The following is a 19,193-nucleotide window of genomic DNA, read 5'->3' as shown; positions in this document are numbered from 1 at the left end:
TGCATACCCATTCTCGCCACGCCACTTTGTGGGCGCAAGCGGGGCTAGACCTCATCGCCGCTGGCACAACCCACGCCGATTATTTCTACGGCAGCATTCCTTGTACCAGACAAATGACCCCACAAGAAATCGCAGGCGACTATGAACGCGAAACGGGCAAAGTGATTGTAGAAACCTTCCGCACTCGTCAAATCGAAGCGAAAGATGTGCCGGCAGTATTAGTTAATTCGCACGGGCCTTTTGCTTGGGGAACAGACGCAGATAACGCAGTGCATAATGCTGTCGTGTTGGAAGAAATTGCTTATATGAACTTATTTTCTCACCAATTAAATCCGCAATTAGGTGCAATGCAACAAGCACTTTTAGATAAACATTATCTTCGCAAGCACGGCAAAAATGCGTATTATGGGCAGTAATCACCCATTAACAAAAAGGATAGAAAAATGAATTATCAAGTTGTGGCTTTTGATCTCGATGGCACGTTGCTCAATTCGCAAGGGCAAATTTTAGCGGAAAATAAGCAAGCCATTGCTCAATTAAAACAACAGGGGATCAAAGTGATGCTGGTAACAGGGCGACATCATACGGCGGTGATTCCCTATTATGTGGAGTTAGAGCTAGACACGCCAATTATTTGTTGTAACGGCACTTATGTTTATGATGTGCAAAATGATAAAGTGTTGGCAGCTAATCCACTTTCTCAGCAACAAGCCCAGCAAATTTTGGATACCGCAACGAAACATCATTGCCATTTATTGATGTATTCCCGCAATGCGATGAACTATGCAGAACTCAATCCGCATATGGAAAAATTCCTAAAATGGGTCGCAAGTTGCCCTGAGAATGTTCGCCCACTTGTGCGAAACGTAGAGAGTATTCAAGAGGTTATCAATCACGATACACCAATTTGGAAATGCGTCATCAGCGCCCCAAATCGAGCCATTATGGAAAACGTCATCGCGGATTTACCCGTAGAGCAATTTAGCTGTGAATGGTCTTGGGTGGATCGGGTTGATATTGCCAACGCGGGCAATACCAAAGGCTCAAGATTGCTAGAGGTGTTACAACAATGGCAAATTTCCCCGCAACAGGTCATCGCTTTTGGTGATAACCACAACGACATCAGTATGCTCACCGCTGTGGGATTAGGCGTGGCAATGGGCAATGCGGAAGATGAAGTTAAACACCAAGCCAAGCTCACAACCACAAGCAATGATGAAGCTGGCATTGCTCAAGTATTAGCCGAATATTTCAAACGCTAAAACAAAACCGCTGAGAATGATCAGCGGTTTTCTTTTATTTACAGCTTTCTAACATCAACCCAAACCAATCCTGCATTATGCTAGTCATTGCGTTTAAGTCCAGTTGCGCTAATTCTTGTTCGCTTAGCACGCGTTGCCAGTATTTATCTTCTTGCTTAAAACCATAATCGTTACCGTAAATGCTTTCGTACAAGATGGCCAAGCATTTTTGTTGAATGGCTTCTTCATCATCTGTGCCTTTTTCATTTTTGAGTGTTTTGAAATAACGATTCAGATTCGTTGTTAGCACTAAGCAAGGGGATTGTTGGGCTTGAACATAGGCTTCTAGATAACATTGTAATTGCGCAAGTGCGGTGCTTTTTTGCAAAGTTTTAAACCGCACTTGTTCACCTTTCGCGTAACTATGAGCAGGAGCGACATTTTCTTGTGTTACACATTGCACTAAATAATAGATCCAGTTTTCAATCAGATCTTTATCGCGGATTTTCCCCCCCACACGCCAAGTTACTCTCTCCACTTTCCCCTTTGATGTGCCATCAACCAAAGGATAAAGCTGATTGATTACGCCTGTTAAACGCAAAGTTTGGGTTGGCAGGGTGAAATCCAGCTCCACTGCCACGCTTTGGCTTTCTTGCGTTAAATAGTCTGCCACCTCTTTTTTCAGATCGCGAATATCTTGGCTCAGTTTTTGCCCTTGCACTTCAGCAAAAGCGCCCCTTGGCATTATGCCTTTGATTTGTAACTGGCGGAAAAATTGGCTAAATTCATCATCGTTGAGATAAAGCAGTTGCTGGTTAATGGCATAGCGTTCCAAGTTATCGAAATCGAAATTTTCTGTATCCCTTAAGGCGCTTTCTTCATTTTGTAGGTGAATGCCTAAAATCTGCTCTAGGAAAAATCGGATCGGGTGCTGTACAAAGGCGATAAGCTGGCTTAACGCCACTGTTTGCACCTGATGATCATTATTCAACGGCTGAATAAAGCCCTGTTCTTGCTGCGCGGTTTTATTCACTAATGGCAACCATTTGCGCGCAAAAGTGCGGTGGTTTTTACTGAAGTTTTTCTCGCTAAAAGCGGTCATTGGGTGATGTATCACCAATTTTTTACGCCAATATTCATTCGGATTTTCGCCCTCATCATTCTCAGGCAATGGCAAATTTTCTGCCACATAATCCAATAATTGATTTACCAGTACGGAAGGTTCTTTTGGCTCATCGTCAATGATTGAATGCCCGACATAACTGAGATAGAAATAATCTTGCGCAGAAACCAGCGCTTCAAGGAAGAGATAGCGATCATCATCTCGTTTGAAACGATCGCCTTTTTGCTGATGATATTGCATAAGATCAAAGCTATTTGGTGTACTTTGGCGTGGGTATTCGCCTTCATTCATTCCCAGCAAACACACCACGCGGAATGGGATTGAGCGCATTGGCAATAAGGTGCAAAAATTCACTTTCCCAGCCAGAAAACGTAAGTTATGCGGATTTTCTTGCAAATAGCCACTCATCACTTCCTCCACCACTTCTGCGCCAAGTGGTTGTTCAAATTGCACATTGACCAAAGGCTCGGCAAAGGTTTCAATGCAATCATTAAGATACCATTGGGTTTCTTGGCTCGTTTCATCAAATTGGAAAAAGGTTTCCACCAGTTGGAATAAGGTTTGCTGCCATTGCTCAACAGAATGTTCGCCGCAAAGTGTTTGATACCATTGATAAAGTTGTTCAATAAATTCCGCTAAATAGCCTGCTAATTGCCCTTTTAAGCCGTAGCTATTATCAAAACCTAGGCTGTCTTGCCAAATGCCATTTTCTTCACGCATTGCATAGCCGAGCAACATTCGTTCCAGCCCTGCTTTCCACGCATTATAATTTTCTTGCACCACGCCCTGATATTTTTCCAGGCCAAAGCGAATGCCTGAATGCTCGACCCAATGATGAATATAAGGCAGATCTTCAAGCTCAATATGAAAACGCGCACGAATACTTGGAATATCGAGAAAATCCAGCACATCTTGCGCGCTAAACAGACTTTCTTTCAGGTTTAACAATTTGATGAAAGCCGACACGATCACATCATTTTCCGACAATTTATTATCCGAAATGGAAAATGGAATGTAAGGCTTACCCTGCTCAAAAACCGCGCGAATATAAGGGGTATATTTATCAATATCGGCCACCATGACCACCACATCTTTTGGCGTTAGGCTAGGATCTTGATTAAACAAATGCAGTAAATAATCTTGCAAAGCTTCCACTTCTCGCATTGCGCTATAACAGGCGTGAATGGAAAAAGACGGATCTTGCGGTGCAAAATGCAACGGCTCAATGCCTGTCGGGGTAAGCGTTAAAATGCGTTGCTGAATTTGGTGTAATAAACTGTCTTCTGCCAATTCTACATAGGCATTAATTTCATTACTTTGCATATCGGTGAGCAGATAAAGGAAATCACGCCCTTGTTTGCCCCAAGAAGAAAGTAACGGATTGCCCACTTGCAACATTTCTTGCTCGGCGGTACGCTCGTACTGCTCTTGTTCTAATCGTGCAATTTGCTGATGAGAAAATAATGGGTTAGCTTGCTGGCTTTGTTGATCAGTGCGAGAACGCTGCTGTAATTTTTGCCAATATTGCTTATCGACAATATCGCCCCAATACTCACGGCAAGGATTAGTGAAAAATAAATGCACGTCACAAAACTCGCTGATGCCGTTGAGAATTTCCAAATACACTTTTGGCAGAGCTGAAATACCAAACACAAAAATGCGTTTCGGCAGTTTTAATGGTGCTTTTTCACCCAATAGCTGAAGAAATTGTTGGTGTAAATGCGCCCTGTGCCAAACTTCTTCACTGCCATTTTGCTGTTGAATTTCAGCCACTAACGCACGCCACAAAATACCTTGCCATTCAATATGGCGTGTAATTTGATCGGCTAACTGTTGTTTATCTTCACTTTTCTGTGCTGCAATTTGTTGCGCGATGCTGCTGTCTGCATTTTTTTCCCACGCACTGATCCAATCTGGGCGATACACCAAATATTGGTCAAATAAATCAGCCACTTTTTCTGCTAATTGATACAATTTTTGCTGTGCCGATTGCGGTGCAGAATTGAGATAATCTCGCAATGGTGTAAAGGCGGGGTGTGCTAAATATTGCGGAATCAATCGCATTAAGCGCCATACAATCTGCTCTTTGGCAAATTGATTTTGCTGCGTTACATTAAACAAATTATCGCGATACAGCTGCCAAATAAAGGTCGCTGGCATAGGAAATTGTAAATTCGCTGAAATCCCTTGCTTTTCCGCAATTTGCCATTGCAGCCACTGTGCCATTCCAGGGCTTTGTACCAAAATAATTTCCGACTGCAATGGATCGTCCAACGGCATTGTTTTCATTAAATGCAGTAGGATTTCTTTTTGTGTTTCAAGCAAATTGGAATAATAAACGGTTAGCACAGAATTTCCTTTTATAAGCTGGTTTCCCCTGTGGGATAACGCACAGTAACTTTATTTTTATGACAATGAAGATGAAAAATAAGCTGATTTTGTTCAATTTGAGTTTGACAACTCAGCCCCATAAACAGACGCTGATGCTGATTATGCGCAATAGAAATGGCTTGTAAATCTTGATAAATTTTCACCGCACTTTGCCGCTGGTGCGTGAGCCATTGATTAATGGACAGAAAAATACCACTAAATAGGGTTAAAGTCATTAGCAAAGAAAATAAATTCATTCCTTTGTATTTTAGCGGTCTATAAAGGCTCGAAATCATACCAGCTCCTTTTTGCTAGCCGCCAAAAACGATAAGCCTGAACCACTTCTTGTAGCGTTTTCTTATTGTAAACCAATTTCACATTTTCCCCTTGATGTAATTGCCCTTGCGTAATCACTGCGCCGCGAATTTCCCCTTTGCCAGATAAAGTTAAATCACCCTCCGCTACAATCACCGCATAAATATTGCCGTTGATTTCCCAATGTTTCTCGCGTTCAGAAAACCAATAAAGGGGATATTTACTGATATTTTCTTGCTGTAAAAGTTTGGCAAACAAAAGTGTGATCGCAGGAGCAAAATATTGCGAAAATTCCCCCGCACTTATGCCACGACTTGGCGTTTTCTGAAATAGGCTTATTCGCTCGCACCAAGCAAAATGGTCTGGTTCATCAAAAGTGCGGTGGTTTTTTGTTGGATTTTTAAACTCAAGACGATAAACAGAATCCGCATAATCTAAGGGTAATTTTTCGCATTCCTGTTGCAGATTTTGGCTGCTTATTGGCAAGAGCGCTACATCATTTTCCGCATAATATTTTTGCTGCGCATTCATTGCACGATAAAAATGCAGTTCCTCTTGATTAAACAACATTGCGATCATCAATAATGAACTAAGCAACAACAATAAGGTTAGGGTAACAATGCCTTTTTGCGCTTTCATTCTGCACCGCCTTGATTGAGCAAAGGAATGACAATTTCGCTTTCATATTCAATATGCGGTTGTTTGACAAGTTGCCCTTTTAACTGTGCTACAAGCAACAAAGGTTCTTTTAGCCACTGCAAAGAAAAATGAGTGATCGCAATTTCACGATCATCAAATAGATCCACCCAGCCGCCTTTCTCACAAGCGGGTTGCTGAATGTAAGTTTTGCATTCTTCTTTTGTGCATTTTTGCTTAACGGTGTTTTTGTAAGTTAAACGCGTTTCTAGCATTTTTTGCTTTAGGCGATAACCAAACAATTCACGTTCGATTTCTTTTGCTCGATTTTTACCATTTTCAACGCATAATCCTTTGGTGTAAGTAGAGCCAATACAACCTGAATTATCCAAATCATAGAAAAATAACACACAGCTATTCGGCTTTTCTCCCGTGGCTTGGCTAACAACAAGACTTGTGCCTTGGCTGTCTTGCTCAAACAAAGCAAGATTATCCACTTTACGCTTTCCAACGGCTGCACGAAACCCCGTGCGGCGTAAATCTTTGCCGATTAATTGTAGGGTTCTTTCTATTTCGGCTTGTAAAAAAAGCCGTGCATTCATTTGCTGAATTTGCCATTGGCTATGTTGATAAAATTTCACGATGGCGATTAATAACAAGCTAGATACTGACAAGGCGATCATCAAACCTAGCAAACTTTGCCCTTTTAAATAGCGGTTCATCTAAGGCTCTCCGCACGCACTGAGCGAATTCGCCTGTTTTAGCTTTAGGCTACCCACATTAAAAAAAGAAAATAAGGTTTTCGCTTGCCCCGCTTGCAATAAGAAACAGTCCGCTTGAATGGTGTTGCGGATACCGCTGAATCTAGCCATTTCTTGCGGAAAATAGTGTTTACTGCTAATCATTGTTTGCGTTGGAAACAAGGGTTGATAAATATTCGCCATTAGCTCGTCTACACATAAGTGCGGTTGTAAACAGTTGCATATTTTTTCACTTTTGACTTGCGCCGCAATGCACCATTTTTGACTTGCTAGATCGCGATTCGCCACTAAAAACCATACTTGATTCGAATTTTCCACGCGCCGTTGAATTGTACGGAAAAATAAATATAAGCGCTGTTGCTCTTTACTTAGCAACCATTGTTCCTGATTCTGTTGCCATACAGGCAAGGCTGTAAGCAATAGCATACTGGAAATCAATAGCACGATAAGAAACTCTAATAGCGTGAAGCCTTTCATTTTAGCCATAATAAAAACGCGGATTTTTCAACCGCACTTTTGCCTTTGTTTATCGGTAATTTTCTATACGCAAGCCTAACAAGTGCGGTGCTTTTTTAATAGGAAATGAAGAACGTTTTGGAATCGAGATCGCAAAAATAATCAGAAAACGAGAATAAAACGTAGAATGTAATAGATTAAAAATAATAAGGTGGAAGATAGATTGTGATGAAAATTTGGGGATAAATTGATGATGGTGGGTCGTGAAGGATTCGAACCTTCGACCAACGGATTAAAAGTCCGCTGCTCTACCGACTGAGCTAACGACCCTAAGTATATTTAATGGCTTTGAAGTGGTGGGTCGTGAAGGATTCGAACCTTCGACCAACGGATTAAAAGTCCGCTGCTCTACCGACTGAGCTAACGACCCTAAATATATTTAGGCTGTTACGTTTGATTGGTGGGTCGTGAAGGATTCGAACCTTCGACCAACGGATTAAAAGTCCGCTGCTCTACCGACTGAGCTAACGACCCGAACAGGTATCATTGCGTAACGGAGGCTTATAATACTGTTTTTATTTTAATAATCAATAAAAATTTTCTATTTTTTGTTTGTTTGCACGAATAAACAACAACTACATCCCCCTTTACCACGCAGATAAATAAAAAACCGAGCATTCAAGGCTCGGTTTTTTTGTTTCGTCAATAAGGCAGATTAGTATGCTAACACTGCACGACGGTTTTTAGAATATGCAGCTTCAGTATGACCTAACTCAGCTGGTTTTTCTTCACCATAAGAAACTGTTGAAAGCTGACCTGCTTGAACACCTTTAGCAGATAAGTAGTGTGCTACTGCGTCAGCACGACGTTGACCTAATGCGATGTTGTACTCTGGCGTACCACGTTCGTCAGTGTTACCTTCAACAACCACTTTAGATGCTGGAGTTGCTGTTAAATATGCAGCGTGCGCATCTAAGATTTGTTGATATTCACCTTCGATGTTGTATTTATCGAATGCGAAGTAAACAGTGTTATAACGTTGTTGTAAATCTTGAACTGAGTAACCGCCAAAAGTTTGGGCAGTTGTTGTTTCTGCAGCACTTTCATTTTTTGAAGAACTACAAGCTGCTAATACAGCTACTGAGCCAGCTACAACTAATAATTTTGCAAAGTTTTTCATTAACTTTCTCCTAGTTTTTAGTTAAATATGGGGACCAAGCTGGAAATTTAACTTGCCCATCACTTCCCGGTAGGCGTGCTTTAAAACGCCCATCAGCAGAAACCAATTGTAGCACCTTTCCTAACCCTTGTGTAGAGCTATAAATAATCATAATTCCGTTTGGAGAGATGCTTGGACTTTCATCTAAGAAAGTCGAACTCAACATTTCTGTTTCACCTGTCGCAAGATCTTTTTTCATAATATGATCTGCGGCAATCATAATTAATGTACTACCATCAGCAGAAATTTGTCCGCTATAAGTGCGACCACCAGAACTTAACAAGGTTGCACCGCCACCGCTTGCACTCATTTGATACACTTGTGGTGAACCAGCTCTATCAGAAGTAAAAATAATGGATTGACCATCTGGCGACCACGCAGGCTCAGTGTTGTTACCTGAACCACTCGTTAATTGTGAAACGCTGCCACTGCCTAAATTCATCACATAGATATTTAAAACACCATCTTTTGATGAAGCGAAAGCTAATCTTGAACCATCAGGCGAAAACGCTGGCGCACCATTATGTCCTTTAAAAGAAGCAACCACGCGGCGCGCACCCGAACGTAAATCTTGCACCACGAGTTGAGATTTACGGTTTTCAAATGAAACATAAGCTAATTTATTACCATCTGGCGACCAAGCTGGCGACATCAATGGCTGTGAGCTTTGTGTTACGATAAACTGGTTATGTCCATCATAATCTGCTACACGCACTTGATAAGGTTTTGAGCCACCATTTTTTTGCACCACATAGGCAATTTTTGTTCTAAATGCTCCACGAATGCCTGTAAGCTTTTCAAACACTTCATCACTTACCGTATGCGCACCTAAGCGAATCGCGCTGGCTGGAACGGCATATTGATTTTGTGCTAATACTGCGCCAGCTGTGCCAGATGCACCAATGGTATCCACAAGTTGATAAGCAATGCTGTATCCATTGCCATTTGGGGTAACTTGCCCAACCACGATAGCATCAATACCTAAAGATGACCACGCATCAGCATTCACTTCTGAAGCTGAAGTAGGTTGTTGTGGCATTTTTGCTGGCGAAATGGGATTGAATTTACCGCTATTGCGTAAATCTGCAGAAATAATTTCTGCCACATCAGTTGGCATTGCACCTGCGCCATTCCATTTAAATGGCACAACAGCGATAGGGCGTGCGCTATCAACCCCTTCGTCAATCACAATACGAACTTCGTCATCTGCCAAGGCGACATTTGCCAATAGCACCCATAGCATTGTTAAAAACTGTGTGATACGAATCATTACTTTCATAAAATTCACCTTAGATTGTTAAACCAATTATTTCAAATCAAAATCAATAACTGGTGATTTATATTTACTATAAATAGCATCTGATGGCGCTGCGGGCACTTTCTTCGTTCTTGCCACGGCACTCATTGCCGCAGAACAAATATCATCAGGGCCAGAAATTCTTTGATAACTTGAGATCGTGCCATCACGCTCTAATTGAATACGAATGCGACAGACTTTCCCTGCAAAGCTCGGATCTTTTAAGAAACGGCGTTGAATTTCTTTCTTAATGACGCCTGCATAGCGATCACCTTCTTTTTTGCCATCGCCAGCGCCTAAACCTGCACCACTGCCTTGGCTGCCTGCTTTATTCGCATTACCACCAACTTTGGCACTGCCGCCACCAATATCACCACCATTGATAAAATTATCTAGCGCCGATTGCTGTGCGCGGCGTTTATCTGCTTCTGCCTTGGCTTTTGCTTCAGCTTTAGCTTTGTCCGCTTTTGCCTTGGCTTCAGCTTTCGCTTTAGCTTCTGCCTCTGCTTTGGCTTTTGCAGCAGCTTCCGCTTTTTCTGCCTTTGCTTTTTTCTCTGCGTCCGCTTTAGCCTTTGCTTCCGCCGCTGCTTTTTCGGCTTTTAACTTGGCTTCTTTTTCAGCTTGTTCTTTGGCTTTTTTCGCTTGCTCAGCGGCTTTCGCTTTGGCGTCTTCTTCAGCTTTTTTGGCCTGTGCAGCTAAACGTTTTGCTTCAGCTTCCGCTTTCAGCTTTGCCGCTTCCGCCTCTTGCTTCGCCTTTGCTTCTTGCTGTTTCTGTTTTTCTAAGGCAATGCGAGCTTGTTCTTCACGCTGCCTTTGTTGCTCTGCCAGCTGTTCCTGCTGTTTTTTCAGCTCAAGCTGTTTTTGGCGCTCTTGCTCCAGCCGTTTTTCAAGCTGCTTTTGGCGTTCCAATTCTTGCTGACGTTTTTGCTCTTCTAATTGTGCTTGTTTTTGTTCTTGTGGATCCGGTTCTTTCTGCTGCGGTTGAGTAGGTTTATCCACCTGCCCTTTTTTCTGTTGTTGCAAACGTCCCCATTCCTGTACGGCGGATCCTGTATCGACCATTACGGCACTGATCACATCGCCATCACCTTCACCACCGCCCATTATTTCTACTTTATAATAAAGCGAACCAAGAATTAACAAGCCAAATAGCATAATGTGCAGAATAATTGAAATGGCAAAGGCACCAATTCCGTTATTTCGTTGATTATTACGCACAATAGACCTACTTACCTTAAATTGGGTTTGTCATTAATCCAACAGATTTTATTCCTGCTAGATGCAGTAAATTGAGTGCTTTAATCACTTCTTCATAAGGCACATCTTTCGCTCCGCCAACCAAGAACATTGTGTTATTGTCTTTATCATATTCTTGCTTAGCCATTTGCGTAACCATTTCTTCTGTGAGATTTTCACTGCGTTCACCGCCAATGGAAAGGCTATATTGACCAATGCCTGAAACTTCTAAGATAACTGGCACTTTGTCTTCATTGGATACGGATTGGCTTTCCACCGCATCAGGCAATTCCACTTGCACACTTTGTGAAATGATCGGTGCGGTTGCCATAAAAATAAGCAATAGCACTAATAACACATCTAAAAATGGCACTATATTGATTTCAGATTTTATATCACGACGTTTACGACGATAAGACATTATTGCCTCTAAAAACTTTGCTAAAAATCACCGCACTTTGTGCGACATACTATTGATGACGACCGAAAACTTGACGATGCAAGATGGTGGTAAATTCATCAATAAAGTTACCATAATTTTGCTCAAGTTTATTGACGCGTAAACTTAAACGGTTATACGCCATTACCGCAGGAATTGCGGCAAATAGACCAATTGCTGTTGCGATCAAGGCTTCTGCGATCCCCGGTGCAACCATTTGCAAGGTAGCTTGTTTTGCCCCGCTTAGCGCCATAAAGGCGTGCATAATTCCCCAAACCGTACCGAATAAGCCGATATATGGGCTGATTGATGCGACCGTAGCTAGGAATGGTACGCGTGTTTCCACATCTTCAATTTCACGGTTCATTGCCAAATTCATTGCGCGCGTGCTGCCTTGAATAATGGCTTCTGGTGCATCTGGGTTGGCTTTTTTCAAGCGTGAGAACTCTTTAAAGCCGACATAGAAAATTTGTTCGCTACCTGTTAAACCATCACGGCGGTTAGATAGGCCTTCGTATAATTTATTTAGTTCTTCGCCAGACCAAAAGCGATCTTCAAACGCTGAGGAATCTTTTAAGGCTTTGGTTAATACGCGGCTGCGTTGGATAATGATCGCCCAAGACATAATGGAAAACGCGATTAGGATTACAATTACAATTTGAACCACTACACTGGCTTTTAAAAACAGTTCCAAAAAGTTCAATTCACTGGTCATTACATAGCTCCAAAAAATAGGATAGTAAAATAGGTAAGTGCTTATTTACCCGTTAAATGCTGCTTTAATTTCTTGTGGAATAGCAACAGGTTTCATTTTTGTGAGATCCACACAGGCCACTTTTACTTCAGCCGTACAAATCAGCACATCATTACGTTTTATTTGCTGCGAAAACAAAATTGTTGCGCCTTTAATGCCGCTTACTTCTGTTTCCACCGTTAATAAATCATCTAGCTTTGCGGCAAGACGATAATCAATCTGCATTGTTTTGACAACAAATGCGAGATTATGTTCATCAAGCAATGCTTGTTGAGAAAAGCCTAACTCACGCAGATAATCCGTTCTTGCTCGCTCAAAAAAATGCAGATAACGGGCGTGATAAACCACTCCACCTGCATCGGTATCTTCATAATAAACTCGTATTGGTAGAGAAAATCGTTGCATAAATTATCAACCTTGAGTTTTAATCGTTGTTTTTTAGTACAGAAAATTGCCGTATTGTAGAGAGCTTAATCAGGATTAGCAAGAAATAAAGTGCGGTGAAAATTAAAAAGATTTTTGCTTTATTTGCTGATATAAGAAAAACTTGGCAAAAAATCACCGCACTTTGATAAATGCGTATTTGATCAATGCGTGAACGCTGGCAAAAGGAAATGTTACACTAAGGCAATGATGCCAACGATATAACCAACATAAGGGAAAAATACCCCTTTCCAAATGGCTGCCCGAATTTCAAACCCAATGCCGTGAATCCATAAAATCACTGTTGCCCACAAAATAAAAATAACCCAAACAGGTGGGGCTGTTCTTAATTGTGTGGCAAACTCATTAATATTAAAGAAAAAGCAAAGGGTTAATGCGATAGCTAAGATCAACGAAAGGGCTCGCCAAGAGCCCTTATTTACTAAATGATATGCTTTATCAATCATTGACTTACTCGTCAAATTTACCTGTTTTTTCAATGCCAATGGTAATCACTGCACTTAGCATTATGGCAAACAAGACACCCACTACCCATAAAACATAAAACATAATTTCGCTCCTTAGTATAATGAGTTTTTGTTGTCTTCGATGAAATCACTGTCCAAACGACCAAACATTTTGATGTATGACCAGATGGTGTAAGACAATAAGATCACCACAAACACTAATGCAAAACCAAGCATTAAGGTTAAGGTTAATTGGCTTGATGTTGAATCCCACATTAATAGGCTCATATCAGGGTGAGAGCTTGATGGCATTACAAATGGGAACATTGCCACGCCACAAGTTAAGATCACACCAGCCATTGTTAATGATGAGAACAAGAAGGCAAAACCACAGCGGTTTGCTTTCGATGCCAATACATTTAATAACGCACCACCTACCGCTAAAGCAGGGAAGATGAACAATACAGGGGCATCAAAGTAGTTTTTAAACCACGCGCCCGCTTCAACTGCCACTTGTTTTGTTAATGGTGATGAAGGTGCATTGTGATCCACTACGCTAGTTACCACATAGCCATCTTTGAAGTATAACCACACGCCTGCTAATACGAAAGTGATTAAGGTTGTCATTGCGCCAACTTGGGTAATCACTCTTGCACGCTCACGCAATTCAGAAGTGGTTTTTAATTGTAACCACGCACCGCCTTGCGTAATGAGCATTGATAAGCTAATTAAGCCACAAAGTAAGGCAAATGGGTTTAATAATTCAAAGAATGATCCTGTGTAGAAAATTTGGTGCATATCATTGAAATAGAATGGCACACCTTGTAATAAGTTACCAAAGGCCACACCAAATACTACTGATGGCACAAACCCACCAATGAATAAGCCCCAATCCCATAGTTTGCGCCATAATGGATTGTCGATTTTAGCGCGATATTCTAAGCCCACTGGACGGAAGAATAACGCCGCTAACACTAAGATCATTGCAATAAAGAAACCTGAGAATGAGGTTGCATAAACCAATGGCCAAGCTGCAAACATTGCACCACCAGCAGTTAATAACCACACTTGGTTTCCGTCCCAGTGGGGAGCGATTGAGTTGATCATAATGCGTTTTTCCACTTCTTTTTTACCTGCAAATGGTAATAGTGTTAAAACGCCCATATCAAATCCATCGGTTACTACGAAGCCAATCAGTAATACACCAACGAGAACCCACCAAACAAAACGTAAAAATTCGTAATCAATCATAGTTAGGCTCCTAATTATTTAGATGACTGCTCAAAGTAGTAACGACCTGTTTTTAATGCACTCGGGCCAAGACGAGCATATTTAAACATTAAGTACATTTCCACTACTAAGAAAATAGTATAAAGGGCACAAATCAGACCGATTGAGAACCATAATTCGCCAGTGGTTAAGTTCGATGCTGCCACACCAACTGGTAACATATCGTAAATAGCCCAAGGCTGACGACCATATTCCGCTAAGAACCAACCACTTTCAATGGCAAGCCACGGAAGTGGAAGTCCCCACAATAATGCGTGTAACAAGAAGCGGCTTTTACCCACTGTTTTACGCACATTTTGTACCACGGCGGCAATCATTAAGATAAGAATTAAGCCACCTGCTGCCATCATTACACGGAACGCCCAGAATGTTGGCCCAACATTAGGTACAGTATCTAAGATTGCTTGCTTAATTTGTGATTCTGTTGCATCAACCACTTTGTCTGTATAGCGTTTTAATAGTAAGCCATAACCAAGATCACCACGCACTGCATCAAATTGTGCTTTGGTTTCTTCATTGATTTGACCGGCTTTTTTCTCTGCTCTTAATTGCTCAAGCAAACCATAAGCCACCATACCTTGACGAACACGTTGTTCATTCACCACTAAAATATCGTTAATCCCTGCAAAGGTTTTATCCAATGAACGAGTTACGATAATCCCTGCGGCGTAAGGAATTTGTAAGGCAAAATCATTATGTCTTTCTGCTTGATTTGGCACCACAATCATATTCCAGTTAGCTGGTGCGGGTTCAGTATGCCACTCACCTTCCATTGCGGCTAATTTCATTGGTTGTTTTTGTCCGATTTCATAACCAGATTCATCACCCATAATTAGCACAGACACAACGGCAATAATACCGAATACAGAAGCGACGGAGAAAGAACGTTTAGCAAAACCAATATCACGTCCTTTTAAGATGTAATAAGCACTAATTGCTAAAACAAAGAATGCGCCTGAAACATAACCTGCAGATAACGTGTGGAGGAATTTACTTTGTGCAACTGGATTTAACCAAAGATCCATAAAGCTGGTCATTTCCATTCGCATTGTTTCAAAATTGAAATCTGAGCCTACTGGTGCTTGCATCCAGCCATTTGCCACCAAAATCCACATTGCAGAAAGGTTTGAACCGAAAGCCACGCAGTATGTTGAGAGTAAGTGCTTACCTTTTGATAAACGATCCCAACCGAAGAAGAATAACCCAACAAAGGTAGATTCTAAGAAGAAGGCTAATAATGCCTCAATTGCCAGTGGTGCACCAAAAATATCGCCCACATAATGTGAATAATATGACCAGTTAGTCCCGAACTGGAATTCCATTGTAATACCAGTTGTTACCCCTAAGGCAAAGTTAATACCAAATAACTTACCCCAGAATTTTGTCATATCTTTATAAACTTCTTTGCCTGTTGCCACATAAAGGGTTTCCATAATCACAAGAATGAAAGATAAACCCAATGTTAATGGCACAAACAAGAAGTGATATAACGCAGTTAATGCAAACTGCAATCTAGAGAGTTCAACAACGTCTAACATCTCAACTCCTTGTAAATATTACAAGTTCTAAACCAATGATTACTGTGTAATCACCCCAAAATCTTAAAGGTACACCCTTAAGCCAAGTTAATTGAATTATCTTCACAAGAATTATACAGATAACCCAAGATCGGTATGTATTCTACTACTAAAAGTGTGGATAAAAAATAGTAAAAAATGTAACACCGATCACATTTTTTAGATTTAAATCAAAAATAAACCCATAGAAAGTATGCGCTTTTTTGACAAGCTTCAAATTATAGTTTCTCTTAACATTTTTACAACAAGAATTGTGCGTTACCTCGCAAAATAGAATAAAAAATGATGAATAACTAGACTTTCCCCTCAGATTTTGCTAACTTTCGCAAAGCTCATTTTTTATTATATTTTTACAGATTGAAAATAAGGGAGTTTTAATGAAAATAATGAAGGGAATTATGTTCATGGCAACGCTTGCTGCAACTGCATTTATGAGCGTTTCAATTTCAGCAGCACCACAACAAACAGAGAAAAATGCAATCCCTCAGCAATGCGCCAAACTCTTTAAAGAAACCGAAAACCTCATTGCCGAAGCGGAAAAACAACCGGGTACACACACCCAGTTAAACAAAATTAAGAGTAAGCTAAACCAAAGCAAAAAACAGATTCTTGAAATGGAACTTGCAACACAGATGAAAAGTTGTGATGCAGCGTTAGCAAAACTGGCTTCTAAACAACAAAATACACTGTAATGATTAAAAAGGCTTGTTAAAAAACAAGCCTTTCTTTTATCTCCACTATCTCTACAAACTCTACAAAAATTACGCTTCTTGCAAAACCACTTTCCCAATGTAACCCAAATTACGATAACGCTGTGCGTAATCAATGCCATAGCCCACCACGAATTCATCAGGAATTGTGAAACCTACCCAATCCACTGGCACTTCCACTTCACGGCGCGAAGGTTTATCCAATAAAGTACAAATACGCAATGAAGCGGGATCACGCAGTTTTAGCATTTCACGCACTTTTTGCAAGGTGTAGCCGGTATCAATAATATCTTCTACAATGAGAACCTGTTCGTTACGAATATCGCCATCAAGATCCTTGCTAATTTTCACATCGTGATTTGTCGTCATTCCGCTGCCATAGCTTGTGGTGGTCATAAATTCCACTTCCACCGGTAAATCAATTTCACGCACCAGATCTGCCATAAACATAAATGAACCACGCAACAAGCCAACCACAACCAGCTTTTCTACCTTTTGTTGATGATAATATTGCGTAATCTCACGGCCCAATTCGCTAATTCTTGCACGCACATCTTGTTCCGAAATCATCACATCTACATAGTGTTTTTTCATTATTAATTTACCTTTAAGCCCGCCAATGGCGAAATGATTGAGTTAAAAACGGTGAAATTGTAGCAAAAAAAAGGCCGAGATATAAGTCTCAGCCTTTTAAATACCCTAACGAATTTACTTTCTACTCTACTTGTTTGGAGCATCTTAAAAATGAATCATCATTTTCAACAACAATACTTAACAAACGCTTTCATTCTAGCAAACTAAAAATTCTTGTCAATAAGAATAATTCTCATTTATAAAATTAATTTCCTGATACCTTCATTTTTTCTAACAAGATTGAACCAGTTTGAATGTTAGAGCGGTGTTCAACATCGTCCGCCACGGCGACAATTTGCTTAAACATTTCGGGAAGTGATCCTGCAATGGTAATTTCAGCCACAGGATATTGAATTTGCCCATTTTCCACCCAAAATCCTGCTGCACCACGGGAATAATCACCAGTAACGAGATTAACGCCTTGCCCCATTAGATCCGTAACTAGCAAGCCCGTTCCCATTTTTTCTAAAAGTGCGGTCAATCCACCTTGCAAATTTGGTTTTACTAACCAATTATGAATACCACCCGCGTGGCCCGTGCTTTGCATACCGAGTTTTCGCCCACTATAACTGGTTAATAAGTAAGTTTGCAAAATGCCTTGCTCAATAATTTCCATATCACGAGTTCGCACGCCTTCACTATCAAAAGGTGAAGAAGCCAATTTCCCAATTAAATGTGGACGTTCACTAATGTGAAACCAATCTGGCAAAATCTGCTTGCCTAAGGCATCTAATAAAAAACTCGCTTTACGGTATAAACTGCCGCCACTAATCGCTGCGGTCAAATGACTGATCAACCCTGTTGCCACATCATTTAAAAACACTACTGGCACTTCTTGGGTCGCAATTTTTTGCGGATTTAAACGTGATAAGGCTTTTTTCGCCGCATTTTCCCCCACCCAAGCGGGATTTTCTAACTTATCTGGATAACGTGAAATGGTATATTCATAATCACGCTCAAGCTGATCATTTTCCCCCGCAATCATCGAACAAGAAAGGGAATAACGGCTAGACAAATAGCTCTGTAACATTCCATAACTGTTGCCATAAACTCGCACACCAGTATGAGAATTAAAGGCTGCTCCTTCACTATTCACAATACGCTCATCATAATCCAACGCGGCTTTTTCTGCATTCAATGCTAACGTTGCCGCCTGATCCGCATCAATGTCAGCGGGGTGATAAAGGGATAAATCTGGCGCATCAAACGCCATTAAATCGCGATCAGCCAAGCCTGCGCAATCATCAGGCGACGTATATTTTGCAATGGCAAGAGCGGCTTCCACGGCATTTTTGATCGCCACAGGGCTTAAATCAGAAGTGGACGCATTGCCTTTTTGTTGGCCTAAATAAACAGAAATACCTAATGCCCCATCATTATTAAATTCCACATTTTCAATTTCTTGCAAACGTGTGGAAACAGAAAGCCCATTCACTTTGGTCACGGCAACTTCCGCGCTTGCGCCCGCTTTTGTTGCAATATCAATGGCATAACTCACAGCCTCACGCAATTCTTGTTCTTGCTGTTTTAAAAGTGCGGTAGGATTTTGTTGCATTTTTTAACCTCTTATCAAAATTTGCCGTATTCTATCCCATTTTCTCTTATCTCGCTAATTTAGCCGAAATTATGCTACACTAACGCCCATTTAGCGCATTTAGATTTAGGAAAACCTTATGGCAAAACGTAGAAAAGAACAATTTGATTGGGAAGATGAAGAACAAGAAGAAATTATTTGGGTAAGCAAAAGTGAAATAAAACGTGATGCGGAAGCCTTAAAACAGCTGGGTGAAAAATTGGTAAATCTAACCAAAACCAACTTAGAAAAAATTCCATTGGAAGAAAATATTCTTGATGCCATCGCGCTCGCTCAACGCTTACAAAAAGAAGCAAAACGCCGCCAGCTACAATATATTGGCAAGCTACTACGTCAAGTAGATGCTGAGCCGATCCAAGAAGCCTTGGATAAAATCGAGAATAAACACAATCACCAACAAGCGCTGTTGCATAAATTAGAATTACTGCGTGATGAACTTATCACCAAAGGGGACGAAGCATTAAGCAATGTGCTGAATGACTATCCTGATGCTGATCGCCAACATCTGCGCAACCTAATCCGGGCAGCGCAAAAAGAAAAAGCACAAAACAAACCACCAAAAGCCTATCGTGAAATCTTTCAATATTTGAAAGAGTTAGCGATTGAGGAATAATTTGTAATTCTCACATATCTCAATAAAAATGGCACGCTT

The 19,193-nt window shown here is 40.9% G+C and carries 21 protein-coding genes and 3 tRNA genes; 4 read left to right on the top strand and 20 right to left on the bottom strand.

The annotated features are described in order from the left end of the window. Positions 1-416, top strand: a 416-nt coding sequence (locus tag ACLS0A_RS10245) for a class II aldolase/adducin family protein (RefSeq protein WP_416083379.1), incomplete at its 5' end; no start/stop codon positions are given. Positions 417-443: 27 nt separating this feature from the next. After that, positions 444-1,262, top strand: a complete 819-nt coding sequence (locus ACLS0A_RS10240; RefSeq protein WP_416083378.1) for a pyridoxal phosphatase — start codon at positions 444-446, stop codon at positions 1,260-1,262. A gap of 34 nt (positions 1,263-1,296) precedes the next feature. On the opposite strand, the gene recC is transcribed toward ACLS0A_RS10240, so the two are convergent. The 18 genes from recC to ACLS0A_RS10150 form a co-directional block, all read right to left on the bottom strand. Continuing rightward, a complete protein-coding gene (gene recC / locus ACLS0A_RS10235) occupies positions 1,297-4,713 on the bottom strand; it encodes an exodeoxyribonuclease V subunit gamma (RefSeq protein WP_416083377.1) in 3,417 nt (1,138 codons plus the stop codon). A gap of 11 nt (positions 4,714-4,724) precedes the next feature. After that, positions 4,725-5,030: a DUF5374 domain-containing protein gene (locus ACLS0A_RS10230; RefSeq protein WP_415777382.1), complete on the bottom strand. Its 306-nt coding sequence runs from the start codon at positions 5,028-5,030 to the stop codon at positions 4,725-4,727. Beyond that, positions 5,011-5,688 (bottom strand): DUF2572 family protein, encoded by a 678-nt coding sequence (locus ACLS0A_RS10225; RefSeq protein WP_416083376.1) that lies wholly within the window; start codon positions 5,686-5,688, stop codon positions 5,011-5,013. The genes ACLS0A_RS10230 and ACLS0A_RS10225 overlap by 20 nt, the downstream gene beginning before the upstream one ends. Beyond that, a complete protein-coding gene (locus ACLS0A_RS10220; RefSeq protein WP_416083375.1) occupies positions 5,685-6,407 on the bottom strand; it encodes a hypothetical protein in 723 nt (240 codons plus the stop codon). The genes ACLS0A_RS10225 and ACLS0A_RS10220 overlap by 4 nt, the downstream gene beginning before the upstream one ends. Beyond that, the gene (locus ACLS0A_RS10215) at positions 6,408-6,932 is read right to left on the bottom strand and encodes a prepilin-type N-terminal cleavage/methylation domain-containing protein (protein ID WP_416083374.1); all 525 of its coding nucleotides are present in this window, start codon (positions 6,930-6,932) and stop codon (positions 6,408-6,410) included. Positions 6,933-7,156: 224 nt separating this feature from the next. Then, a tRNA-Lys gene (locus tag ACLS0A_RS10210) sits at positions 7,157-7,232 on the bottom strand. 24 nt (positions 7,233-7,256) lie between these two features. Further along, positions 7,257-7,332, bottom strand: a tRNA-Lys gene (locus tag ACLS0A_RS10205). 28 nt (positions 7,333-7,360) lie between these two features. Next, positions 7,361-7,436 (bottom strand) — tRNA-Lys (locus ACLS0A_RS10200). Positions 7,437-7,617: 181 nt separating this feature from the next. Further along, positions 7,618-8,082, bottom strand: a complete 465-nt coding sequence (gene pal, locus ACLS0A_RS10195; protein WP_103854155.1) for a peptidoglycan-associated lipoprotein Pal — start codon at positions 8,080-8,082, stop codon at positions 7,618-7,620. A gap of 10 nt (positions 8,083-8,092) precedes the next feature. Further along, positions 8,093-9,391 carry a Tol-Pal system beta propeller repeat protein TolB gene (gene tolB / locus ACLS0A_RS10190; protein WP_416083381.1) on the bottom strand — a complete coding sequence of 433 codons (1,299 nt, stop codon included), beginning with the start codon at positions 9,389-9,391 and terminating at the stop codon, positions 8,093-8,095. A gap of 36 nt (positions 9,392-9,427) precedes the next feature. Beyond that, positions 9,428-10,636, bottom strand: coding sequence for a cell envelope integrity protein TolA (gene tolA / locus ACLS0A_RS10185; RefSeq protein ID WP_416083373.1), 1,209 nt, complete (start codon positions 10,634-10,636; stop codon positions 9,428-9,430). 16 nt (positions 10,637-10,652) lie between these two features. Then, on the bottom strand, positions 10,653-11,075 hold the full coding sequence (gene tolR, locus ACLS0A_RS10180; RefSeq protein ID WP_103854158.1) for a colicin uptake protein TolR: 423 nt from the start codon (positions 11,073-11,075) through the stop codon (positions 10,653-10,655). A 49-nt stretch (positions 11,076-11,124) separates the two neighbouring features. Then, the gene (gene tolQ, locus ACLS0A_RS10175) at positions 11,125-11,808 is read right to left on the bottom strand and encodes a protein TolQ (RefSeq protein ID WP_103854159.1); all 684 of its coding nucleotides are present in this window, start codon (positions 11,806-11,808) and stop codon (positions 11,125-11,127) included. Positions 11,809-11,853: 45 nt separating this feature from the next. Further along, entirely contained in the window at positions 11,854-12,252 is a 399-nt protein-coding gene (gene ybgC, locus ACLS0A_RS10170; protein WP_103854160.1) for a tol-pal system-associated acyl-CoA thioesterase, read from the bottom strand. A 212-nt stretch (positions 12,253-12,464) separates the two neighbouring features. Next, the gene (ybgE, locus tag ACLS0A_RS10165) at positions 12,465-12,737 is read right to left on the bottom strand and encodes a cyd operon protein YbgE (RefSeq protein ID WP_416083372.1); all 273 of its coding nucleotides are present in this window, start codon (positions 12,735-12,737) and stop codon (positions 12,465-12,467) included. 4 nt (positions 12,738-12,741) lie between these two features. Continuing rightward, complete coding sequence (locus ACLS0A_RS10160) at positions 12,742-12,840, bottom strand: cytochrome bd oxidase small subunit, CydX/CbdX family (protein WP_103853713.1); 99 nt, start codon at positions 12,838-12,840, stop codon at positions 12,742-12,744. Positions 12,841-12,851: 11 nt separating this feature from the next. Beyond that, positions 12,852-13,988: a cytochrome d ubiquinol oxidase subunit II gene (gene cydB, locus ACLS0A_RS10155; RefSeq protein WP_416083371.1), complete on the bottom strand. Its 1,137-nt coding sequence runs from the start codon at positions 13,986-13,988 to the stop codon at positions 12,852-12,854. A gap of 14 nt (positions 13,989-14,002) precedes the next feature. Next, positions 14,003-15,565: a cytochrome ubiquinol oxidase subunit I gene (locus ACLS0A_RS10150; RefSeq protein ID WP_416083370.1), complete on the bottom strand. Its 1,563-nt coding sequence runs from the start codon at positions 15,563-15,565 to the stop codon at positions 14,003-14,005. Positions 15,566-15,990: 425 nt separating this feature from the next. Here ACLS0A_RS10150 and ACLS0A_RS10145 point away from each other — a divergent pair, with 425 nt between their 5' ends. Beyond that, positions 15,991-16,296, top strand: a complete 306-nt coding sequence (locus ACLS0A_RS10145; RefSeq protein WP_416083380.1) for a DUF5339 domain-containing protein — start codon at positions 15,991-15,993, stop codon at positions 16,294-16,296. Between the two features lie 69 nt (positions 16,297-16,365). Here the strand turns inward: ACLS0A_RS10145 and hpt are convergent, their stop codons facing one another. Then, positions 16,366-16,908 carry a hypoxanthine phosphoribosyltransferase gene (gene hpt / locus ACLS0A_RS10140; RefSeq protein ID WP_416083369.1) on the bottom strand — a complete coding sequence of 181 codons (543 nt, stop codon included), beginning with the start codon at positions 16,906-16,908 and terminating at the stop codon, positions 16,366-16,368. 244 nt (positions 16,909-17,152) lie between these two features. Then, complete coding sequence (gene pmbA, locus ACLS0A_RS10135; protein ID WP_416083368.1) at positions 17,153-18,502, bottom strand: metalloprotease PmbA; 1,350 nt, start codon at positions 18,500-18,502, stop codon at positions 17,153-17,155. 118 nt (positions 18,503-18,620) lie between these two features. On the opposite strand from pmbA, the gene yjgA reads away from it, so the two are divergent. Further along, positions 18,621-19,154 carry a ribosome biogenesis factor YjgA gene (yjgA, locus tag ACLS0A_RS10130; RefSeq protein WP_416083367.1) on the top strand — a complete coding sequence of 178 codons (534 nt, stop codon included), beginning with the start codon at positions 18,621-18,623 and terminating at the stop codon, positions 19,152-19,154. Positions 19,155-19,193: the final 39 nt, after the last annotated feature.

Origin of the sequence: Avibacterium volantium (genome assembly GCF_049366555.1) — a bacterium.
GTDB classification, from domain to species: Bacteria; Pseudomonadota; Gammaproteobacteria; order Enterobacterales; family Pasteurellaceae; genus Avibacterium; species Avibacterium volantium_A.
Note: the sequence above shows the minus strand (reverse complement) of the source record. Positions and strands in the feature narration are given on the sequence as shown.